Here is an 18,748-nt window from a genome sequence, read left to right on the forward strand (position 1 = left end):
ACTATACGGGGAGAAATGCCCGGCAGGGCAATGAGGGGCTGCGCAAACCTAAGATGATTGCCCGGGCAAGCGATCAACCCGTGCGGCAACTGAGCCGTCGCACATGGTTTTAATGAATAAGGAACGGGAGGCTGAGATGGCCGACAAGGTAAAAGTGCTGGTGGTGGGGTTGGGCAATATGGGTGCGTCGCATGCCAGCGCCTATCATCGCTCGGAGGGTTTTCAGATCGTCGGGATCATGAGCCGCTCGATCAAGAGCAACACGAAAATCCCGGCCGAACTTGCCGGCTATCCGCTCTACGAGGATTTCGACCTGGCGCTGAAGGAGACCATGCCGGATGCCGTCTCGATCAACAGCTGGCCGAACACCCATGCCGAATACGCGCTGAAGGCGATCACGGCCAATTGCCATGTTTTCATGGAAAAGCCGCTCGCCACCAACATCGAGGATGCCGAGAAGGTCGTGGCGGCCGCGCGGGCGAAAAACCGCAAGCTGGTGCTCGGCTACATCCTGCGCGTCCATCCCTCCTGGATCAAATTCATCGAGGTCGGCAAGACGCTCGGCAAGCCGCTGGTGATGCGCCTCAACCTCAACCAGCAGAGCAGCGGCAGCGCCTGGCACTGGCACAAGAACCTGATCGATTCGCTGATCCCGATCGTCGATTGCGGCGTCCACTATGTCGACGTCATGTGCCAGCTGACCGGCGCCAAGCCGGTGCGCGTGCACGGCATCGGCGCGAAACTCTGGGCAGAGGCCGACAAGCAGAATTACGGCCATCTGCACGTCACCTTCGATGACGGTTCGGTCGGCTGGTACGAGGCCGGCTGGGGTCCGATGATGAGCGAGACGGCCTATTTCGTGAAGGACGTCGTCGGTCCGAAGGGCGCGGTGTCGATCGTCGCCGGGCAGCAGGCAAGCAGTGCGGGTGAGTTGGCCGAAGTGTCGAACTCCGCCGACATCGACCGCCACACAAAGACCGATGCGCTGAAGATCCACTATGCCGCCGTCGACGGCGACAAGAACTTCAAAAAACCCGACGAGATCGTCAGCATGGAGGACGAGCCCGGCCATCAGGAATTGTGCGACCGCGAGCAGGCCTTCTTCCTGCGCGCCATCCGCGAGGACCTCGATTTGACCGAGCAGATGGATGCGGCGGTCAACAGCCTGCGCATCGTGCTCGCGGCCGAACAGAGCATCGAGCTGGGGCGGACCGTCGAGTTGGCCTGACGTTGCGCCAGCCCCCTCATCCGGCCGCTTCGCGGCCACCTTCTCCCCGAGGGGAGAAGAGGGAGGCGCCAGCGCCGGACAGTCTCCTCTCCCCTCGGGGAGAGGTCGGCCGAGCGAAGCGGAGGCTGGGTGAGGGTGAGTCTCAGACATAAAAGGAGCAATACATGGCCGCCGTCACCGACAGTCTGTTGAAAACCTACGCGGACTCCGACGCGCTCGATCTGGCCGCGCTGGTGCGTGGCGGCCAGGTTTCGCCGGTGGAACTGGTCGAGGCGGCGATCACGCTGGTGGAGCGGTTGAATCCGTCGCTCAACGCGGTCATCCACCGCCTCTACGACATGGCGCGCGCGCAGGCGCGGACGGTCGACACATCGGCTCCCTTTGCCGGCGTACCATTCCTGCTCAAGGAACTGGCCTCGTCCTGGACTGGGGCGCCCAACACCAATTCCTGCTTCTACCTCAGAGATGTCGTCGCCGATTTCGACACCGAAGTCGTTCGCCGCATGAAGGCGGCAGGGCTGGTGCTGGTCGGCAAGTCTAACGCGCCCGAAAACGGCTGGTCGATCACCACGGAGCCAAAACTCTACGGCACGACGAAGAACCCCTGGAAGGACGGCATCACGCCCGGTGGATCGAGCGGCGGCGCGGCCGCGGCCATCGCCTCGCGCATGGTGCCGATCGCGGAAGCCAGCGACGGGGCCGGCTCGATCCGCATTCCCGCCTCCTGCTGCGGCATTGTCGGCCTGAAGCCGTCGCGCGGCCGTGTCAGCCTGGCGCCGTTCGGCGACTATTGGTATGGCGGCGCCTATTTTCTCTGCTGCTCGCGCACGGTGCGCGACACGGCGGCCTATCTCGACGCGGTGGCCGGCGCGCTGCCGGGCGATCCGTATACGCCGCCGGTGCCGGACGGATCCTGGCTCAGCCTGTCGGCGCGGGCGCCGAAGCGATTGCGCATCGGCTTCACGGTCACGCCACCCAATGGCCCGGTGATAGATCCGGAGGTGAAGGCGGCGGTGCTGGCGACCGTGGCGACGCTCGAGCAGCTCGGCCATCATGTCGAGGAGCACGACATGCCGCTCGACGCCAATGGCGTATGGACGACCTACACCAACATGACCTGCGTGCAGACGGCGGCGACCTTCGATTATCTGGAAACGGTGATCGGTCGGCCGGCGACGTCAGGCGATGTCGAGGCGGTGACCTGGGCGATCATCGAGCGCGGCCGCGCCACCAGCGGCATCAGGCACATTTCCGATGTCGAGCAGCTCCGGCAAGTCGGCCGCGACATTGTCGGCGATCTCGATGCCTATGATCTCTTCGTCACGCCCACCTTGACGCAATTGCCGCGCCCATTCGGCTATTACGACATGTCGGAGACCGACATCGACCGCTACAACGCCAAATGGGCGGATGCCGTCTTTGCCTTCCCGTTCAACATTTCGGGCCAGCCGGCGATCTCGCTGCCGCTCGGCTGGTCGAAAGGCGGCGTGCCGATCGGCGTGCAGCTCGTCGGCCGCTATGGCGACGAGGCGACGGTGCTGGCGGCTTCGGCGCAGCTGGAGGAGGCGATGCCGTGGAAGGACAGGCGGCCGCCGGTGAGCGCTTAGGGATGCGCCGATATTCAGGTGATGCCGGCCTGCAAGCGGTGATTTCCTGCGCTTCCGGTGCTCACATACTTCAAGTACGCTCCGCTCCGGTTCTCGGAAACCACCGCTGTCGTCTCGGCCTGACCCGAATCTCGGCACATCCCGCCGCATGGCGCCAAACTTCAAGCAGCGGTTCAGCAACGACTACCCAATCACCTCCAGCCGTCTCGGCAAGCGGTTCATCGCAACCGGCCCATCCGCCGTGATCAGGAACTGGTCCTCGAGGTTGAAGCTGGCGAGGCCGTCGATATAGAGCGGAATCTCGAAGGCCAGCACCATGCCGGCCTCGATCACGACATCGCTGCCGGCCGCAATGAAGGGCCATTGTTCGGAAAAAACCGACTGGCCGACGCCGTGGCCGAAATGGCCGCGACGGTAGGAGCGCAGGCCTTGCCGCGCCAGGCTTTCGGTGGCGATGCGATGCACGTGCCCAAGTGTGTTTCCAGGGACGAGCTCTGCCAGGCTTTGCTCGAAGGCGCGCTCGGCGATGGCGTGCAGCTCCGCCTGGTCGGCCGAGGGCGCTCCAAAGGTGAAGTTGCGCGACATGTCGGAAGCGTAGCCGCCAACGGTGCAGACTATGTCGCACTTCAGCGGATCGCCGGCCACGGCCCTGGCGTCGGCGCCCTTGGCCCACGCGCCGAGCGTCACGTATTCGGCGGTGACGACCGGATGCGACAGCCCGGCGGCGGCCGTGGCGACGCCTTGCCGGTAGAGCGCGATCAGGTCGGCTTGGCGCATGCCGACCATGGCATCGACCTGCAAGCGCTCCAGTCCGGCTTCCGAGAGAAAAATGCCTTGCTGCAAGAGATCGACTTCGCGTTGCGACTTGATCGCCCGCAACCGGTCCAGCACGGCCGAGCCGTCGACCATGGTGCAATCCGGCAGCAGCGCCTGCATCGCCACAAAATCGGCGGCGGGAATGAAGTCGAGGTCGAAGCCGAGCGTGGCGCGCTCCAACCTGAATTCTTTCAGCAAGGCCTGCAACTGCCGCACCGAGCCGGCGAGGTCGAAGGTGGCGGGACGCGCGAAATCCGGCGCGCGGGCGAGCGAAGCGAGGCCGGCCTCGATGCGGCCGGCCAAAGGCAGGTCCTGGGCCCCCGGGTCGAGCGGCGCGGATTCGATCCAGATCGGATGCGAACGTACGACCGCTTCAGGCATGGCGCGCCGCGTCTGCTCCGCATTGAAATCGGCGACGACGACGCCGATCGGCAGGTCCTGTTGGGCCGGAATGACGACGAAGCCGGCGCCGGTGCGCCGGAACAGGCCGGCCGGGCCGCTCGACGCGCCGGTCGCATAGTGGAAAGCTTCGGGTGCCGAGAGCACCAGCGCCCCGATGCCGGCGCGCTGCATCAGCTCAGCGGCGCGCTGGCGGTCGACAAAGCCGGTCATGAAGCGTCTCCATATGCCTGAACCGGCAACGGAGCATTGTGGGCGCTGACAATCAAGCAGCCGGCAAGGGCTACTTGATCGATTCCAGCTTGGTGAGCGCGGCGGTGAAGCCGGCCAGCGACACCGGGATGGTAACCGGTTTGCGGGTCACCGACTCCATGCCGATGTTGAGATTGGTTCCGGCCTTCATCGCCTTGATCAGCTCTGGCGGCAGCGGGGTGGCGGCATAGGCGCCGTTCTGGTCGCTGGTCTGGATGGCGATGGTCGTCTTCTGCCCCTGGTCGATCTGATAACTCGCGCCGGACGGCAGGAACAGGCCATGCGGCAGCGCGAGCAACATGGCGAGGCTGCCATTGGCATTGTCGCGGCGCACCGTCACGGTGAGTACGCGCTGGCCGGTCTTGGCTTCGGTCAGGTTCTGCGACACCTGGCACTGAAGCTCGGTGCTCGCCGAGCCGCTGGAGCAGTTGACCGCCCAAGGATTTGCGTCGGCAGGCTTTGAGGGGGCCGGCTTTGACTGGGCCGATTGGGGCTCGGCCGGTTGGGGCTGGGCCGACTTGGCGTCCTCTGCAAGCGCGGAACCGGTGGCGGACAAGATCAACCACAAGGCGCCCAATCCAGCGGCCAGATCTTTTCTATTAGCTTTCGCTAATCTAGACGTCATGTCTTCCGCGCCCCTTGGGTTTCCAGCTCCGTACATGTATTCGAGCCGGCAAGAGCTTGATACTACACCGGGAACTGTTGTGAAAGGCGAGCTCGGGCGAGACAGTCGGCAAAATTACTGTGACCGTCATGCCACACATAAGAACTTTAGCGGGCAACAACTGAATTCCAGACAATAAGCGCTCGCTATACAATAGAATCTGCGTAAAAATTCCTACACGTGGGACGTGCAAGTCCCGGAAGGACTCGCCAGGGATGGGAACTACCGAGAAGTCTCGGCAAGTTGGTGGGATGGCGGCGCGTGGGGAGGGTTTCCACGTGCGCGCCGGCTATCGCCGTTCGAGCATTGCAAGGCATCTGTGGAAGACGACGGCGCTGACGTCGCTGGCGCTGGCGCTTTCGGGCGCGGCCGCCCATGGCGACGACGCCGGGCTCTGGCAGCCGCAGATACGCGCCATCGTCGGCGCCGACAACAATGGCGGCAACGCCGCGCTCGAGGGCTTCATCCCGATCAAGCAGACCGCCGAATCGGTGCTGTTCCTGGATGTCCGGGCCAAACACGATTTCAGGGATGCCTTCGGCCAGGATATCGGCCTCGGCATCCGCCGCATCGTCAACCCGGACCTGATGCTCGGAGGCTACGCCTATTTCAATGCCGAGAGCTACGGCGGTACCCAGTTCACCGGCGGCACGCTGGGCGTCGAGGCGATCACGCCGAATTTCGACGCGCATGTGAACGTCTTTATCCCGATCAAGGGCGACTCGACCGACCACTCCGCCTCTTCGACCCTGTCGATGGTCTCCAACCAGCTGATCGAGCAGATCTCGGTGCTCGACCATCGCGATTACGCGGCCTGGGGCATCGAGGGCGAGGTCGGCGCCAAGGTGCCGATCAACCTGCCCGACAAGCATTCGCTGCGGCTGGACATTGGCGGCTACCATTTCGAGGATCCGCACGGCGATGACGGCAGCGTCACCGGCGCCAAGGCCGGCATCGAATATGAGATCGGCGATGTCTTCGGCACCGGAACGTCGCTGACCTTCACCGGCGAGGTGCGCAACGACAATCGCGACGACACCCAGTTCGCCGGCAGCGTGCGGCTGAACATCCCGTTCAATCCCGGCGGCGGCTCGGACAATACCGCGGCCATCGGGGCGGATCCGGTCTATCCGGTCAGCGAAGGCCTGCGCAAGCGCGTCAACGAGCGGGTGCGCGGCGATATCGGCGTCCGCATCCAGAGCCAGGAACTGACCGGCGGCTCGACCACCCGCGTCGCCATCAACGCCGCCACCAATGCGGCGTTCGGCAAATTCTACTTCGCAGATGGCGGCCTGGCCGGTGCGGGCACGTTGGCCGATCCGACGACGCTTGACGACGCCGTTACCAAGGCCGGCAGCGGCGGCTATGTGGTGGCGCTTGGCGGCAACGGCAATTTGACGACCAATGGCGTGACGCTGGCCACGGGCCAGACCGTCATCGGCGGTGGTGCGAGCGTCACGGCGAAGCTTCTCAACGGTGGCACCACCACCTTCAACCTCGGCGGCAGCGACGGCACCATTCAGGGCACCAACGTCGCCAACAACGTCATCACACTCGGCAATGGCAACACGCTGAACGGCATCACCATCACCGGCGGCGCCGACGGCATCTTCGGCAACAACGTCACCGGCACGACGTTGACCAAGGTCACGGTGACGGGTGCCGGCGGCAACGGCGCCGAGTTCACCGGCAATTCGACCAACGTCAAGGCGTCCGATTTCACGTCCACGAATAACGGTCTCGACGGCCTGCATATCGAGGACAACGGCACCTATAATTTCACCGGCACGACGTTGCTGTCGGGCAATCTCGACGACGGCCTCGATATCACCGGCCAGGGCACCTACACCTTCGCCACGGTCAATGCGCTGAACAATACCGACCGCGGCATCACCGTGCAGGGCACGTCGAGCGGCGGCAGCTTCACCACCACCGGCGGCAATATCTCCGGCAATGGCGGCATCGGCGTCTACATCGACCCGATCACCGCGCATGTGGTGCTGGATTCGATCTCCCAGACCGGCGGCACGTCGGGCGTGGTGCTCGACCATGTTTCGGGCAGCTTTACGGTCAACGGCGCCACGACGATCTCGAACACGACCGGACCGGCGATCGCCATTTCCGATTCGCCGGCAACGATCCGCTTCGGCGACATCAACATCACCAATCCCGGCGCCGACGGCATGTCGTTCAGCGGCGTCAACGCGGCGGTGGTGGCTGGCAACATCGTCGTCTCCGGGCTCGGTCTCGGCCACACCGGCCTCGACTTCTCGGGCAGCCAGACGACCTTCACGGCCCTGTCGGCCAACATCAGCGGATCAGGCGCCGGCTCGATCGGCATCGACCTCTCCGACACGACAGGCGGTGCCTCGATCATCATCACCAATGGTGGAACCATTTCGGGCGTCGACACCGGCGTGCGCCTGGGCGTTGCCGGCTCGCTGGCCCACTCGGCCAATGCCCAGTTCACCTTTGGCGGCGGCTCGATCGCCGGCGTCACCGCCTCGCTCGACGCGCGCGGGCTCAACCAGACACTCGGCCTCTATGCCTTCGGCTCCACGACGTTCAGCGGCCCGCAGCTGTTCGACGTGCAGAATGTCATCTTCGTCGGCGCGACGGCCTCGGGCGCCGGCGACGGTTCCTCGCTTGGTAACCTGGCGTCGGTCGGCACCGCCGACGGCATCACCGACGCCAATGCGATCTTCGTGCTGGTCAACGACGCCGGCAACACGCCGATCGACACCTCGGGCGGCTTCTCGCTCAGCGATGACCAGACACTGGCGTCCTTCGGCAATGGCCGTTCCTTCTCACTAGGCGGCGTGCCGATCAATGTCACCGGCGACAACATCCAGCACGATGTCGTGGTTTCCGATCCGGGCACGGGCGCCGCGACGCTGACCAATTCCGGCGCCGGCGACGTCGTCACGCTGGGCAACGGCAACTCGTTGCTCGACTTCAATATTTCGGGCGGCAGCGGCGCGGCGATCAGTGGGGCGGGCATCGCCGGCCTGACGGTCCAGGGCGTGTCGGTCAGCAATGTCGCGCTCGGCCTCGTTCTCGATAGCGTGACCGGCGCCGTGACGGTCGACGATCTCGACATCCAGAATGTGAGCCAAACCGGCATCGCGCTTGCCGATTCGAGCGCAACCGTCAATTTCACCGGCAACACGACCATCGCCAACGCCACCAATGTCGGGTTGTTCGCCAACAATTTCGACGGCACCGCCACTTTCGACGACCTCGACATCACCGGCGGCGGCATAGGCGTTGGTGTCGTCGGTGGCTCGAGCGGAACCTTGACCTTCGGGGCTGGCAGTTCCATCGCCGGCACAGGCGGCAATGCCTTCTCCATCACCAATTCCACGCCCAACGTCACCTACAACGGCACCATCAATCAGACCAGTGCGGCAAGCGCGGTCAAGATCAGCAACATGACCGGCGGCAGCGCGACCTTCGGCGGCAAGATCACCGCCAGCACGGGCGCGGCCAATGCCATCGACCTGACCGGCAACACCGGCGGCACGATCAATTTCACCGGCGGCCTCGACCTGACCACCGACGGCGGCTACGCCTTCAGCGCCGTCAATGGCGGCACGCTGACGGTGACCGGCTCCGGCAATACGGTCAACACCGGCGCCGGCGTGACGGAAAACGGCATTCATCTTGGCGGCGCCGGCGGCCTGACGATCGGCGCGGCGGGCGTGACGTTCGCCAGCGTCACCGTCGACGGTTCCGGCGGCTCGGTGCCGGCCGGCATCGTCATCGAGAACACCAGCGGCGGCAACGTCACCTTCGGCGGTGTCGACATCAGCCGCGCCAATGGCGACGCCATCCGCCTGACCAATGTCGCCAGCGGCATCTATTCTTTCAACGGAACAACGACGATCGCCACCGTCGGCGGACCGGGCCCCGGTTTCGTGGTGCAAAACAGCGCCGCGACGGTCAATGTCAGCAATCTCGTCACCACCAGCGTCTCCGGCGCCGATGTCAGCCTGACCAACAACACCGGCACGATCGGCATTGGCGGCACCATCACCAATTCCGGCACCGGCGATGGCGTCGTGGTCTCCGGCGGCAGCGCGGCGATCACCGTCTCGGCCGCCATCTCCAGTTCGGCGACCGCGCCCGGCACCGCGGTCAAGGTCGACGGCATCACCGGCGGCTCGGTAACCTTCTCGGGCAACGTCACCTCGACCGGTACAGGCAACCTCTTCGCCATCGGCTCGACCACCGCGCCGACGGGCGGCGCGATCAGCTTCACCGGCTCGGCGCTGACCGCCAGCGGCGGCGGTGGCGCGGTCATCGCGGGCCTCGGCGCGGCCGCGACCTTCAACGCAACGGCGCCTTTGTCGATCACCAACGCGACCGGCAATGGCGTATCGGTCTCCAACGTCGCCGGCAGCGCCACTTTCGGCGCCGTCACCGTGACCACCGCCGGCGGCAACGGCATCGACATCTCTGGCAATTCCGGATCGGTGACCTTCGGCACGACCAATGTGACGCTGGGCTCGGCCGGCAGCACCGCCGGCATCAATTTCAGCGGCACCAACGCCGATGTCAGCTTCGGCACCACGACGGTGACGATGGGAGCGGGCGCCAACCAGGCGGGCATCGACTTCAGCGGTTCATCGACCACGGCTGATTTCGGCGTGACCACGATCACCGGCAACGGTGACCTCACCTCGCGCGGCATCGACCTGTCGTCGACGACGGGCAACAAGACCATCACCTTCCTGGCCGGCTCCAGCATCAGCAACGCCGGCGTCGGCGTCGAACTGGCATCGGATCACTCGACCGCGACTTCGGCCAACGCCAATTTCACCTTCGGCGACGGCACCTCCGCCAATGGGCTGCAATCCTCCATCACTGCGGCGGCGGGCGGCTACACCGTCAACACGGTCGGGCTCGATCCGGCGCTCGGCAATTATAATTTCAACGACGTGTTCTTCACCGGCAGTGCCAATCTTGCCTTGGCTGCAGGCGGTGTCATCATGGTCTCGCAGACGGGCGGCGTCATCAACGCCGGCACGGACGGGCTCAGCGCCAATGTGGCCACGGTCACGGCTGCCGAGGCCGATGCGATGACCGGCACATTGAGCTTTGCCTTTGTCGGCACCGTCGACCTCAGCGGCACGCCGTTCACGCTCGATGCGGGGCAGTCGATCGTCGGCTTCGGCAACGGTTCCTCCATCGTGACGTCCGGCACTATCCAGCCGGTGAATGTCCAGGGCAATCTCGGCGCCACGGGCGCGACCGTCACCGGCAATGAGGGCGTTGTCATGAGCACGGGCAGCGATACGCTGCATCTGCTCGGCGGCAATCAGGTGAAGGATACCGCTTTCGATTTCAGCGGCGGCAGCGGCTCGGTCTTCACCATCGACTCGAGCGTGGCAACCTTCGACAACACTGGCGGCATCGTCATCAACGGCGTTACGGTCAGCAATGTCGCCGTCGGCCAGACAGCGTTCAAGGTCGACGGGGCTACCGGCACTATCGGCAATGTCTCAATCACCAACAACAACATCAACGTCGCCGGCACGCTGCTCGATGCCAATGGCGGCAACGGCGACATCACGGTCACGCGCGGTACCCTGCCCAACAGCGGGCCGGCCGGCACGCTGACCGGCGGCGGCATCACGATCGCCAACCGCACCGGCGGCACGGTCGATTTCACCGACCATGTGACGGTCGACGGCAATGGCGTGTCGCTGACCAACAACACCGGTGCCGCGATCACCTTCGCCGACGTGGACATCACCACCAACGGGTCGACGGCCTTCACCGCCACTGGCGGCGGCACGATCAAGGTCGACGCCGGAACGATCAATGCCACGAACGCGCAAGCGGCGGCGCTCGACGGCGTCACGGCCGACATTCATTTCACGTCGACCAGTGCCACGTTCGGCGCCGGCAACGGCATCGACCTGCAGAATCTCGGCGGCACGGCTGATTTCGGCACCGGTACGCTGACCAACACCGGTTCGGACACGTCCTTCGATGTCGGCTCGACCACCGCCGGGAGCGGCGGCACCGCAGCCATGTCCTACAGTGGCACGATTGCCACCAACGGCACGGGCGCCGCGGTCTCGATCCAGAGCATGACTGCCGGCTCGGTGACCCTGTCGGGCAATTTGACCGACAACAATGCGGCCGCCGGCGGCAACATTTTCGTTGCCGGCAACGATTCCACCACCATCACCTTCTCGGGCACGACCAAGCAAATCAGCTCGGGCGCGGCCGACGGTGTCAATCTGGGCCTCCCCGGCGGTTGGCCGCTGGGCACGCCGACTCCCAACACGAACTCGGCCGTCAACTTCACCAATGGCGGCCTCGACATAACGACGACGACAGGCGCGGGCTTCATAGCCATTGGCGACCTCGGCTCCTCGACCTTTACCGTCACCGGCAGCGGCAACAAGATCAATTCCGGTGGCGACGGTCTGCTGGTGAACGGCGCCGATGTCGGCGCCGGCGGTGTCACCTTCGACAGCATCTCGGCGGTATCCACAAGCGCCAACGGTGGCGGTGCTGGCGTGTTCCTGTCAGGCATGACCCTCGCGGGCGATGTCAACATCGGCGGCCTGATCGATACCGGGTACATCGGCGCCTCGCTGTCCGGCCTGTTCGGCACCGGCGTGGTCAATTTCACCGGCACGACCGATCTCGACACCAGCTACGAAGGGTTCGAGATCAGCGGCCAGGTCGGCACCATAAACATCGCCAATGTCGCCGGGTCCACCCTGACCATCGATGGCAGCCAGGTCGGCCTTGCGCTGGCCGTCCTGCAGACCGGGACCGTCAATGTCGGCGGCAATGGCGGCGTTGCCAGCATCGGGGCGACGACAAGCACCACTGTTGCGGCCATCAGCCTCTCCGGCGGCAACGACCTTATCAATGCGACGCTGAACTACAACGGTTCGATCAAGGTCGATACGGGCTCGGTGCTGCAAGCCAGCGGCGACTGGACCCATTTGACCATGAGCGGTTCGGTCGTTTCGACCACGGCATCGACGGCCTTCGACTTCTTTGGCCATGCCGACGGCATATACGATATTTCCAGCACCATCGATCACAGCGGCGGCACAGGTGTTTCTATCGGCGGCTCGGCCAACGGCACGGTCACCTTCTCGGGCACGTCGAAGATATTCGACACCGGCGCCAACGATGCCATCTACAAGGCACCAGCGTACGTGCCGGATCCGCAGACCCAAGGCACGCTTAACTTCACCAATGGCGGCCTCGTCATCACCACCACCAGCGGCGCCGGCTTCACCGCCAGCACTTTCGGTCCGGGCACGGTCAGCGTCACCGGCGACGGCAACACCATCACCACCGGCACAGGCACCGCGCTGAAGCTGGGCGACGCGACAGCGATCGTGGCGGGGGCGACAGGCGCGACGGTTGGCGTGGATGGCATCAAGTTCGATTCGATCTCGGCCACCGGCGCGGCCACTGGCATTTCGCTCAACAATGTCAGCGGCGGCGCTCTCGATCTCGGCGTGGTCAACCTGCAAGGCATCACCGGCGCCGGCGTCCAGATCTCCGGCACGCTCGGCTCGACGCTCGAATTCACCAGCATCAATGTCGGGCTTGCTGCCGACAACGCGATCGGCCTCGATCTCAACGGCGCCGCGCTCGGCGCCAGCACCATCACGGCAGGCGATTTCGACGTCGATGGCGGCAGCTTCGCCGGCACGATTGGCATCGACATGGCCGGCACGACCGGCACCGGCACGATCCAGCTCGGCGACCTCGTCAACAACAACCCGGCAGGCCAGACGTCGACTATCAGCAATGTCGGCTATGGCGTCCAGTTCTCCAGCGCCACCAACGCCAAGCTGGTGTTCGGCGACGGCCAGGATCCGGCCGAATCGACGATCGCCACCACTGGCGGTCAGGTCATTCACGCCACCGATAGTTTGCCGACCAATGGCGACTACAATTTCAACGACGTCACCTTCTCCGGCGACACGTCGAACCTTTCCAGCTCGATCTCCTATTACTATGTCGACAACACCGTTGACGGCACCGACGACGGCACGCGCGCCCATCCAGGCACGATCGCCGGCGCGATTGCCTCGTCGGCACAAGTCATCGTGCTGGTCAACAATGGCGGCACCATAACAGGCGGCACCACGCTCACCCTGGCCGATGGCCAGGCCCTGGTCGGCTTCCGCGACGGCGGCACCGTCGATCTGGCAACGCTCGGCTTCACCGCCGGCGGCGCGCCGAGTGCCTTCCAATTCACCACCATCACCGCCGGCGGCACGACGGTGACCGATCCCACCGGCAACGGCGCGGTGACGCTGACGACGATGGCTGCCGGGGCGACGGTAACGCTCACCGGCACCAACGGCATCAGCGGCGTGGTGATCGGCAATGGCGGCGGCGGCACCGGCATCATCGGCACCAACATAGCCGGCTTGACCCTGCTCAACAGCACGGTTCGCGGCGGCATCGGCGTACCCGCCGTGTCGATCACGTCGAACACAGTGACCAATCTGGCACTGTCCAACCTGACCTTGAAATCCGGTACGGGCGCGGCGGCCCTGTCGATCGACGGTACGGGCGGCACGACCACGATCACCCGCTTCGACGGCCTGACCATCGAAGGTGGCGCCGGGTCGGGGTCCGGCATCGCCATCAACACCGCGACGTTCGACGCGACGCCCGGCGGCGCCATCAATCCGGTCAACGGCGGCAACTCGACCATCGGCACCGCCGCGGCCCGCGTCAATGGCAACGGCATTTCGCTGACCCAGGTGTCGGGCGAGCTCGACTATGGCACGCTGAACATCGCCAATGACAGCGGCACCGGCCTGCTCGTCGATACCAAGGGCCCGCCAGCCACCATCTTCACGCTCAACAGCAGCGGCGGTTCGGTCGACACCACAAACGGCACCGCCCTCAATCTCGACCCGCTGACGGTCGGCATGACGCTCGACAGCGTCACCGCCACGGGCGGCGCGAGTGGCATCATCTTCGACGGCGTGGCGGGCGCCTTCACCGTCACCGACGCCACCAGCATCTCGGGCACGTCGGGCGCCGGCATCAGCGCCATCAACACCAACGCCGGCACCTTCACCTTCAACACGGTGACGGTGGACAACACTAGCTCGACGGGCGGCGGCATCGGCTGGGCGTCAGGAACGCTCACGGTCACCGGCCTTGCCAATATCGACACGACGAGCGGCGCCGGCCTGTCGCAGACCGGCGGCACGACCAGCTTCACCGGCGGCCTGACCCTGGACACCACGTCCGGCGACGGTTTCTTCGTCACCACTGGCGCCGCCGTGACCGTCACGGGCGCGACAAACACGGTGACGACGGCAACCGGCCGCATCGTGTCGATGCAGACCGCGACCATCGGAGCCGGTGGTGTGACGTTCGACACGCTGACGGCGACGGGCACTGTCAGCGGCGGTCCCGGGGTGCAGATATCCGGAGTCTCGGGCGGTGCATTCAACGGCGGCGATGTCTCCATCGCCGGGTCCTCCAACAACGCGATCACGGTCCAGAACAGCACCTCCTCGACTGTCAATTTCGACAGCGCCGTCGTCAGTGGCGCCACCTTAAACGGCATCGACATCAACGGTGGCGTGACCGGCACGGTGACTTTCGGCACGGTGACGATAAACAATACTGGCGCGTCCGGCGTGCGCCTGCTGAACACATCGGGCACTGTCAACATCAATGGGGGCTCGATCGGCGCGACCAACGATCCGACGGGCATCGGCGTCGAGGTCTCGAACGGTGCCGCCACCTTGAACATCGCGGCCTCGGTCACCAAGACCAGTGCCGGCAAGATCGTCGACATCTCGGGCGTCACCGGCGGCACAGTCACATTGTCGGGCAAAGTCAGCGCCACCGGCGGGTTCGACAATGGCATCTCCGTCACGGGCAACAGCGGCGGCACGTTCAATTTCAGCGGTGCCAACAACACGCTCACCACCGGCGCCAATGCGGCGGTGAACCTGGCGACCAGCACCGGTGCCACCACCAATTTCAGCGGCGGCGGGCTGGCGATCACCACCACCTCCGGCGCCGGCTTCAGCGCCACGACTGGCGGAACCGTCAGCGTCACCGGCGCCGGCAACACGATTTCGACCGGCACCGGCACCGCGCTGACCCTCACGGGCGTCACGGCCGGCACCGGTGGCGTGAATTTCTCCACCGTTTCGACCACCAATGCCGTGACCGGCATTTCGGTGGCCAATGTCGCATCGTCCGGCGGCGGCGCCATCGTGCTCGGCACGGTCAACCTGCAAGGCATCACCTCGCTCGGCGTCGATGTTTCCGGCACGCTGGGTGCTGCCCTTTCCTTCAACTCTCTCGCCATCGGCCTCAACAGCTCCACCGCGACCGCCTTCGACCTCAGCGGCGCGGCCATCAACGCGGCCATCACGGCCAATGATTTCGACGTCACCAATGCCGCGGCCGGCGCCGGCAACTCGATCGGCGTCGACCTGCGCGGAGCCACGGGCGGCCAGACGGTGCGGCTCGGCGACACCGTTGCGAACGGCGGCGCCAGTTCCAGCATCGCCGGCGTCAACACCGGCGTGTTCCTGAACAGCACGACAAATCTTGCCTTCATTTATGGCGATGGCGAGTCCGCGACGGACAAGAACTCGACCATCAGCGCCAATGTCGGCATAGACGCATCGAGCACGCCGACACTGGGCAGCTACAATTTCCAGGACGTGAACTTCCAGGGAAGCCCCGGCCTCGGCTTCGGCCTCGGCAAGATCTACTACGTCGGCGCCAGCGCGACCGGCGATCTCAGCGGCAAGGACCAGAACAACCTGACGACGTTGACCGGGGCGGAATTCCAGGCCGGGCCAAACGACATCATCGTTCTCGTCAACAATGGCGTCATCACGGCGGCGGGAGGCGACAACTCCCTGTTGCTGCAGGCCGGCGAACAGGTGCGCGGCTTCGGCAATGGCAACATCAACCTGGCGCTGACGGTGCCGTCGGCGATCCAGCTGGCCAGCAACAACGTCTCGATTACCGATCAGACCGGTGGCGGCGCGGCGACGCTGACAAGCACGGACGGCAGCAGCATCATCAAGCTGGGCCTCACCGGCAACAACATCATCGACGGCTTTACCATCGATGGTAACGACGGCCTCGGCGTCGCCAATGCAGCGATCGGCATCAGCGGCTCCGGCACGGCGAATGCCACGATCAGCAACATGACGATCAGGAACGTCAGCGCCGCCGATATCGACTTCGGCACCGGAGCCACCGGCACGACGACGCTGACCAATCTCTCGCTGCTCTCGACGGGGGCGGCCGGGATCGGCATCAAGTTTGGTGCTGCCTCGGGAACGGTCACCGGCACCAATATCGACATCTCGAGCGGCGGGGGCCTGTCCGTCACCGGCGGCAATGCGGTGTTCAGCTTCGACAGCACCAGCTCGATTTCCAGCCTCGCCGGAACCGCTGTCCGCATCAACAACCGCACCGGCGGCAGCTTCGGCTTTGCCGGCACGATTGGCACGAGCACCGGGGGCAGCGGCATCGCCATCTCCGGCGCGACGGCGGCGAACACGGTCAGCTTCACCGGCGCGGTCAATCTCACCGCCAACGGCGGCACGCCTGTATCGATCGACAATGGCGGCACGGCCTCGACCGTCGACTTCGCCAACCTCGTGATCACGACCGGCGGCGGCAACACCGCCTTCACCGCGACCAATGGCGGCACGGTCAATGTCACCACCGGCTCGATCAGTGCGACTGCCGCCCAGGCGGTCAACCTCAACGGCATCGCAGCCGGCATCAATTTCACCTCCACCAGTTCGGGCGGCAGCGCCAACAACGTTTCGCTGACCAACGTCACCGGCACGGTGAGCCTCGGGACCGGCGCGCTGAGCGGCGCCTCAGGCAACGCGTTCGATGTCAGCGGCGGTAATGCGACGATCAGCTACGGCGGCACCATCGCCAAGACAAGCGCCGGCAACGTCGTCAGCGTATCGTCTCATACCGGCGGCACGACCACCTTCAGCGGAGCCATTTCGGCGACGAGCTCGAGCGGTGGCATAGCGCTCAGCAACAACACCGGCGCGATCATCAATTTCACCAACACGCTGACGCTGACCGGCAGCAATGTCGCCGGCTTCAGCGCGACGGGCGGCGGCACGATCAGCGCCAACGGCACCGGCAGCATCATCAGTTCGGGTACCGCGACAGCGCTCAATGTGACCGGCACGACAATCGGCGCAGCAGGCCTGACCTTCCGCAGCATTTCGTCAAACGGCGCCGCCAACGGCATCGTCCTCAACAATACGGGCACCGCTGGCGGACTGACGGTGACGGGCGATGGCGGCGGCGCCAACAACGGCTCCGGCGGCACCATCCAGAATTCGACAGGCGACGGCATCAGCCTCACCAACACCCAGGATGTCCATCTCGCCTATATGAATCTTACCAACAATCTGGGCGATGGCATCGGCGGCTCGGGCATCAACGGCTTCGTGCTGAACCGGCTAAACATCTCCGGCAACGGCAGCGATGCGGCGACGGACGAGTCCGGCATCAACATCACGCAGCTGACCGGAACCGCCTCGAACGGCGCGCATGCGACGTCGATCAGCAATTCGGTGATCAGCAACAACAACGAGTTCGAGATTCAGATCTCCAACTCGTCGGGCACTTTGACGAACCTCGTGTTCAACAACAACACGATCTCCAGCAACGGCCTGCCGATCAACGGCAATGCCTCCTCGCCGCACGGCAACCTGGTCAACTTCCTTGGCACGGGATCGTCGACGATGGGGATCACCGTCACGGGCGGCAGCTTCACCGGCAATTGGAACGCGGCCTCTCCGCCGTCGACGATTACCGCATTCGGCCTGTTCGCCAACTCCGGCGGCACCAATATGACGGTCAACGTGTCCGGAGCAACTTTCACCAACAACAATGCGGGCATCAACGTCTCCACCGATCCCGTAGCGACGTCGCTGACTTTCGATATCGAGAACAACACCTTCATCGGCCAGCGCTCGACGGCCATCAACCAGTTCAACAATGGCAATGCGCCTTTCACCCGGACGGTCAACGGCACCATCAAGAACAACATTATCGGCGACGACGCGGTCACCAATTCGGGGTCGCTTGTCGGCTACGGTATAGGCATCTCCAATGAAGGTGCCATCAACGCTAAGTACCTAATCGACGGCAATCAGATTTATCAGATAGCAACTGCTCCCGGCATCAACGTCAATGTTGGCCTTGGTGGCCTAGCCACGGGAGGCGGCGAGACGGATGTCACGGTTACCAACAACATCATCCGCCACATCAACGGCGACCGTGCGATTATCATCTCGGACAATCAGGTTACCGATATCGCCAATCCGCCGGGCGCCGGACCGTTCCCGACCATTTGGGCCAACGTTCAGGGCAATTCCTTCGCCAATATTTCCGGCGCGGCCGGCAACGGGCAGTTTGTGCGCCTTAGAAAAGCGTATGGCATCTTCAAGGTGACGCAGGACGCGCCAACAGCCGGCAACACTGCAACCGAACTCGACAATGCCAACAACTCGACCGACCCGACAAAGTTCAACATCTCCGCCGCGTCCGGGTCGGTGACGTTCTCGGCAGGCGCAGCGCCGCTGCCGACGACCAATCCTCTGCCTTGAACCGGTGGACCATCGCGGAAAGCCAGCGCTTTCAAGCTTTAGCTAAAAATATCGTCTTGCAAAGTAATGAGATCAGTTGTTCAATAAGAATGCGGTACATAATTGCAATTTGCCGACAAACTTAAGTATCGATTTCCGGGGA

The 18,748-nt window shown here is 64.6% G+C and carries 5 protein-coding genes; 3 read left to right on the forward strand and 2 right to left on the reverse strand.

Translation table 11 applies throughout. The features are described from left to right. The first annotated feature begins 136 nt into the window (after positions 1-136). Both LB564_RS09210 and LB564_RS09215 read left to right on the forward strand, forming a co-directional pair. Positions 137-1,228 carry a Gfo/Idh/MocA family protein gene (locus LB564_RS09210; RefSeq protein ID WP_224536932.1) on the forward strand — a complete coding sequence of 364 codons (1,092 nt, stop codon included), beginning with the start codon at positions 137-139 and terminating at the stop codon, positions 1,226-1,228. A 164-nt stretch (positions 1,229-1,392) separates the two neighbouring features. Continuing rightward, positions 1,393-2,835: an amidase gene (locus LB564_RS09215; protein WP_224536935.1), complete on the forward strand. Its 1,443-nt coding sequence runs from the start codon at positions 1,393-1,395 to the stop codon at positions 2,833-2,835. Positions 2,836-3,018: 183 nt separating this feature from the next. Here the strand turns inward: LB564_RS09215 and LB564_RS09220 are convergent, their stop codons facing one another. Then, entirely contained in the window at positions 3,019-4,263 is a 1,245-nt protein-coding gene (locus LB564_RS09220; protein WP_224536937.1) for a M24 family metallopeptidase, read from the reverse strand. 70 nt (positions 4,264-4,333) lie between these two features. Next, complete coding sequence (locus tag LB564_RS09225; RefSeq protein WP_224536940.1) at positions 4,334-4,870, reverse strand: invasion associated locus B family protein; 537 nt, start codon at positions 4,868-4,870, stop codon at positions 4,334-4,336. A 347-nt stretch (positions 4,871-5,217) separates the two neighbouring features. Between LB564_RS09225 and LB564_RS09230 the strand changes: the two genes are divergently transcribed. Beyond that, the gene (locus tag LB564_RS09230; RefSeq protein ID WP_224536942.1) at positions 5,218-18,606 is read left to right on the forward strand and encodes a hypothetical protein; all 13,389 of its coding nucleotides are present in this window, start codon (positions 5,218-5,220) and stop codon (positions 18,604-18,606) included. Positions 18,607-18,748 lie beyond the last annotated feature (142 nt).

The organism is Mesorhizobium sp. ES1-6, from assembly GCF_020164775.1.
Lineage (GTDB): Bacteria > Pseudomonadota > Alphaproteobacteria > Rhizobiales > Rhizobiaceae > Mesorhizobium.

What these genes read in the sequence shown, in the direction of transcription:
- LB564_RS09210 (WP_224536932.1), top strand. Translation starts at nt 137, where the DNA reads ATGGCCGACAAGGTAAAAGTGCTGGTGGTGGGGTTGGGCAATATGGGT.
- LB564_RS09215 (WP_224536935.1), top strand. Translation starts at nt 1,393, where the DNA reads ATGGCCGCCGTCACCGACAGTCTGTTGAAAACCTACGCGGACTCCGAC.
- LB564_RS09220 (WP_224536937.1), bottom strand. Translation starts at nt 4,263, where the DNA reads ATGACCGGCTTTGTCGACCGCCAGCGCGCCGCTGAGCTGATGCAGCGC.
- LB564_RS09230 (WP_224536942.1), top strand. Translation starts at nt 5,218, where the DNA reads ATGGCGGCGCGTGGGGAGGGTTTCCACGTGCGCGCCGGCTATCGCCGT.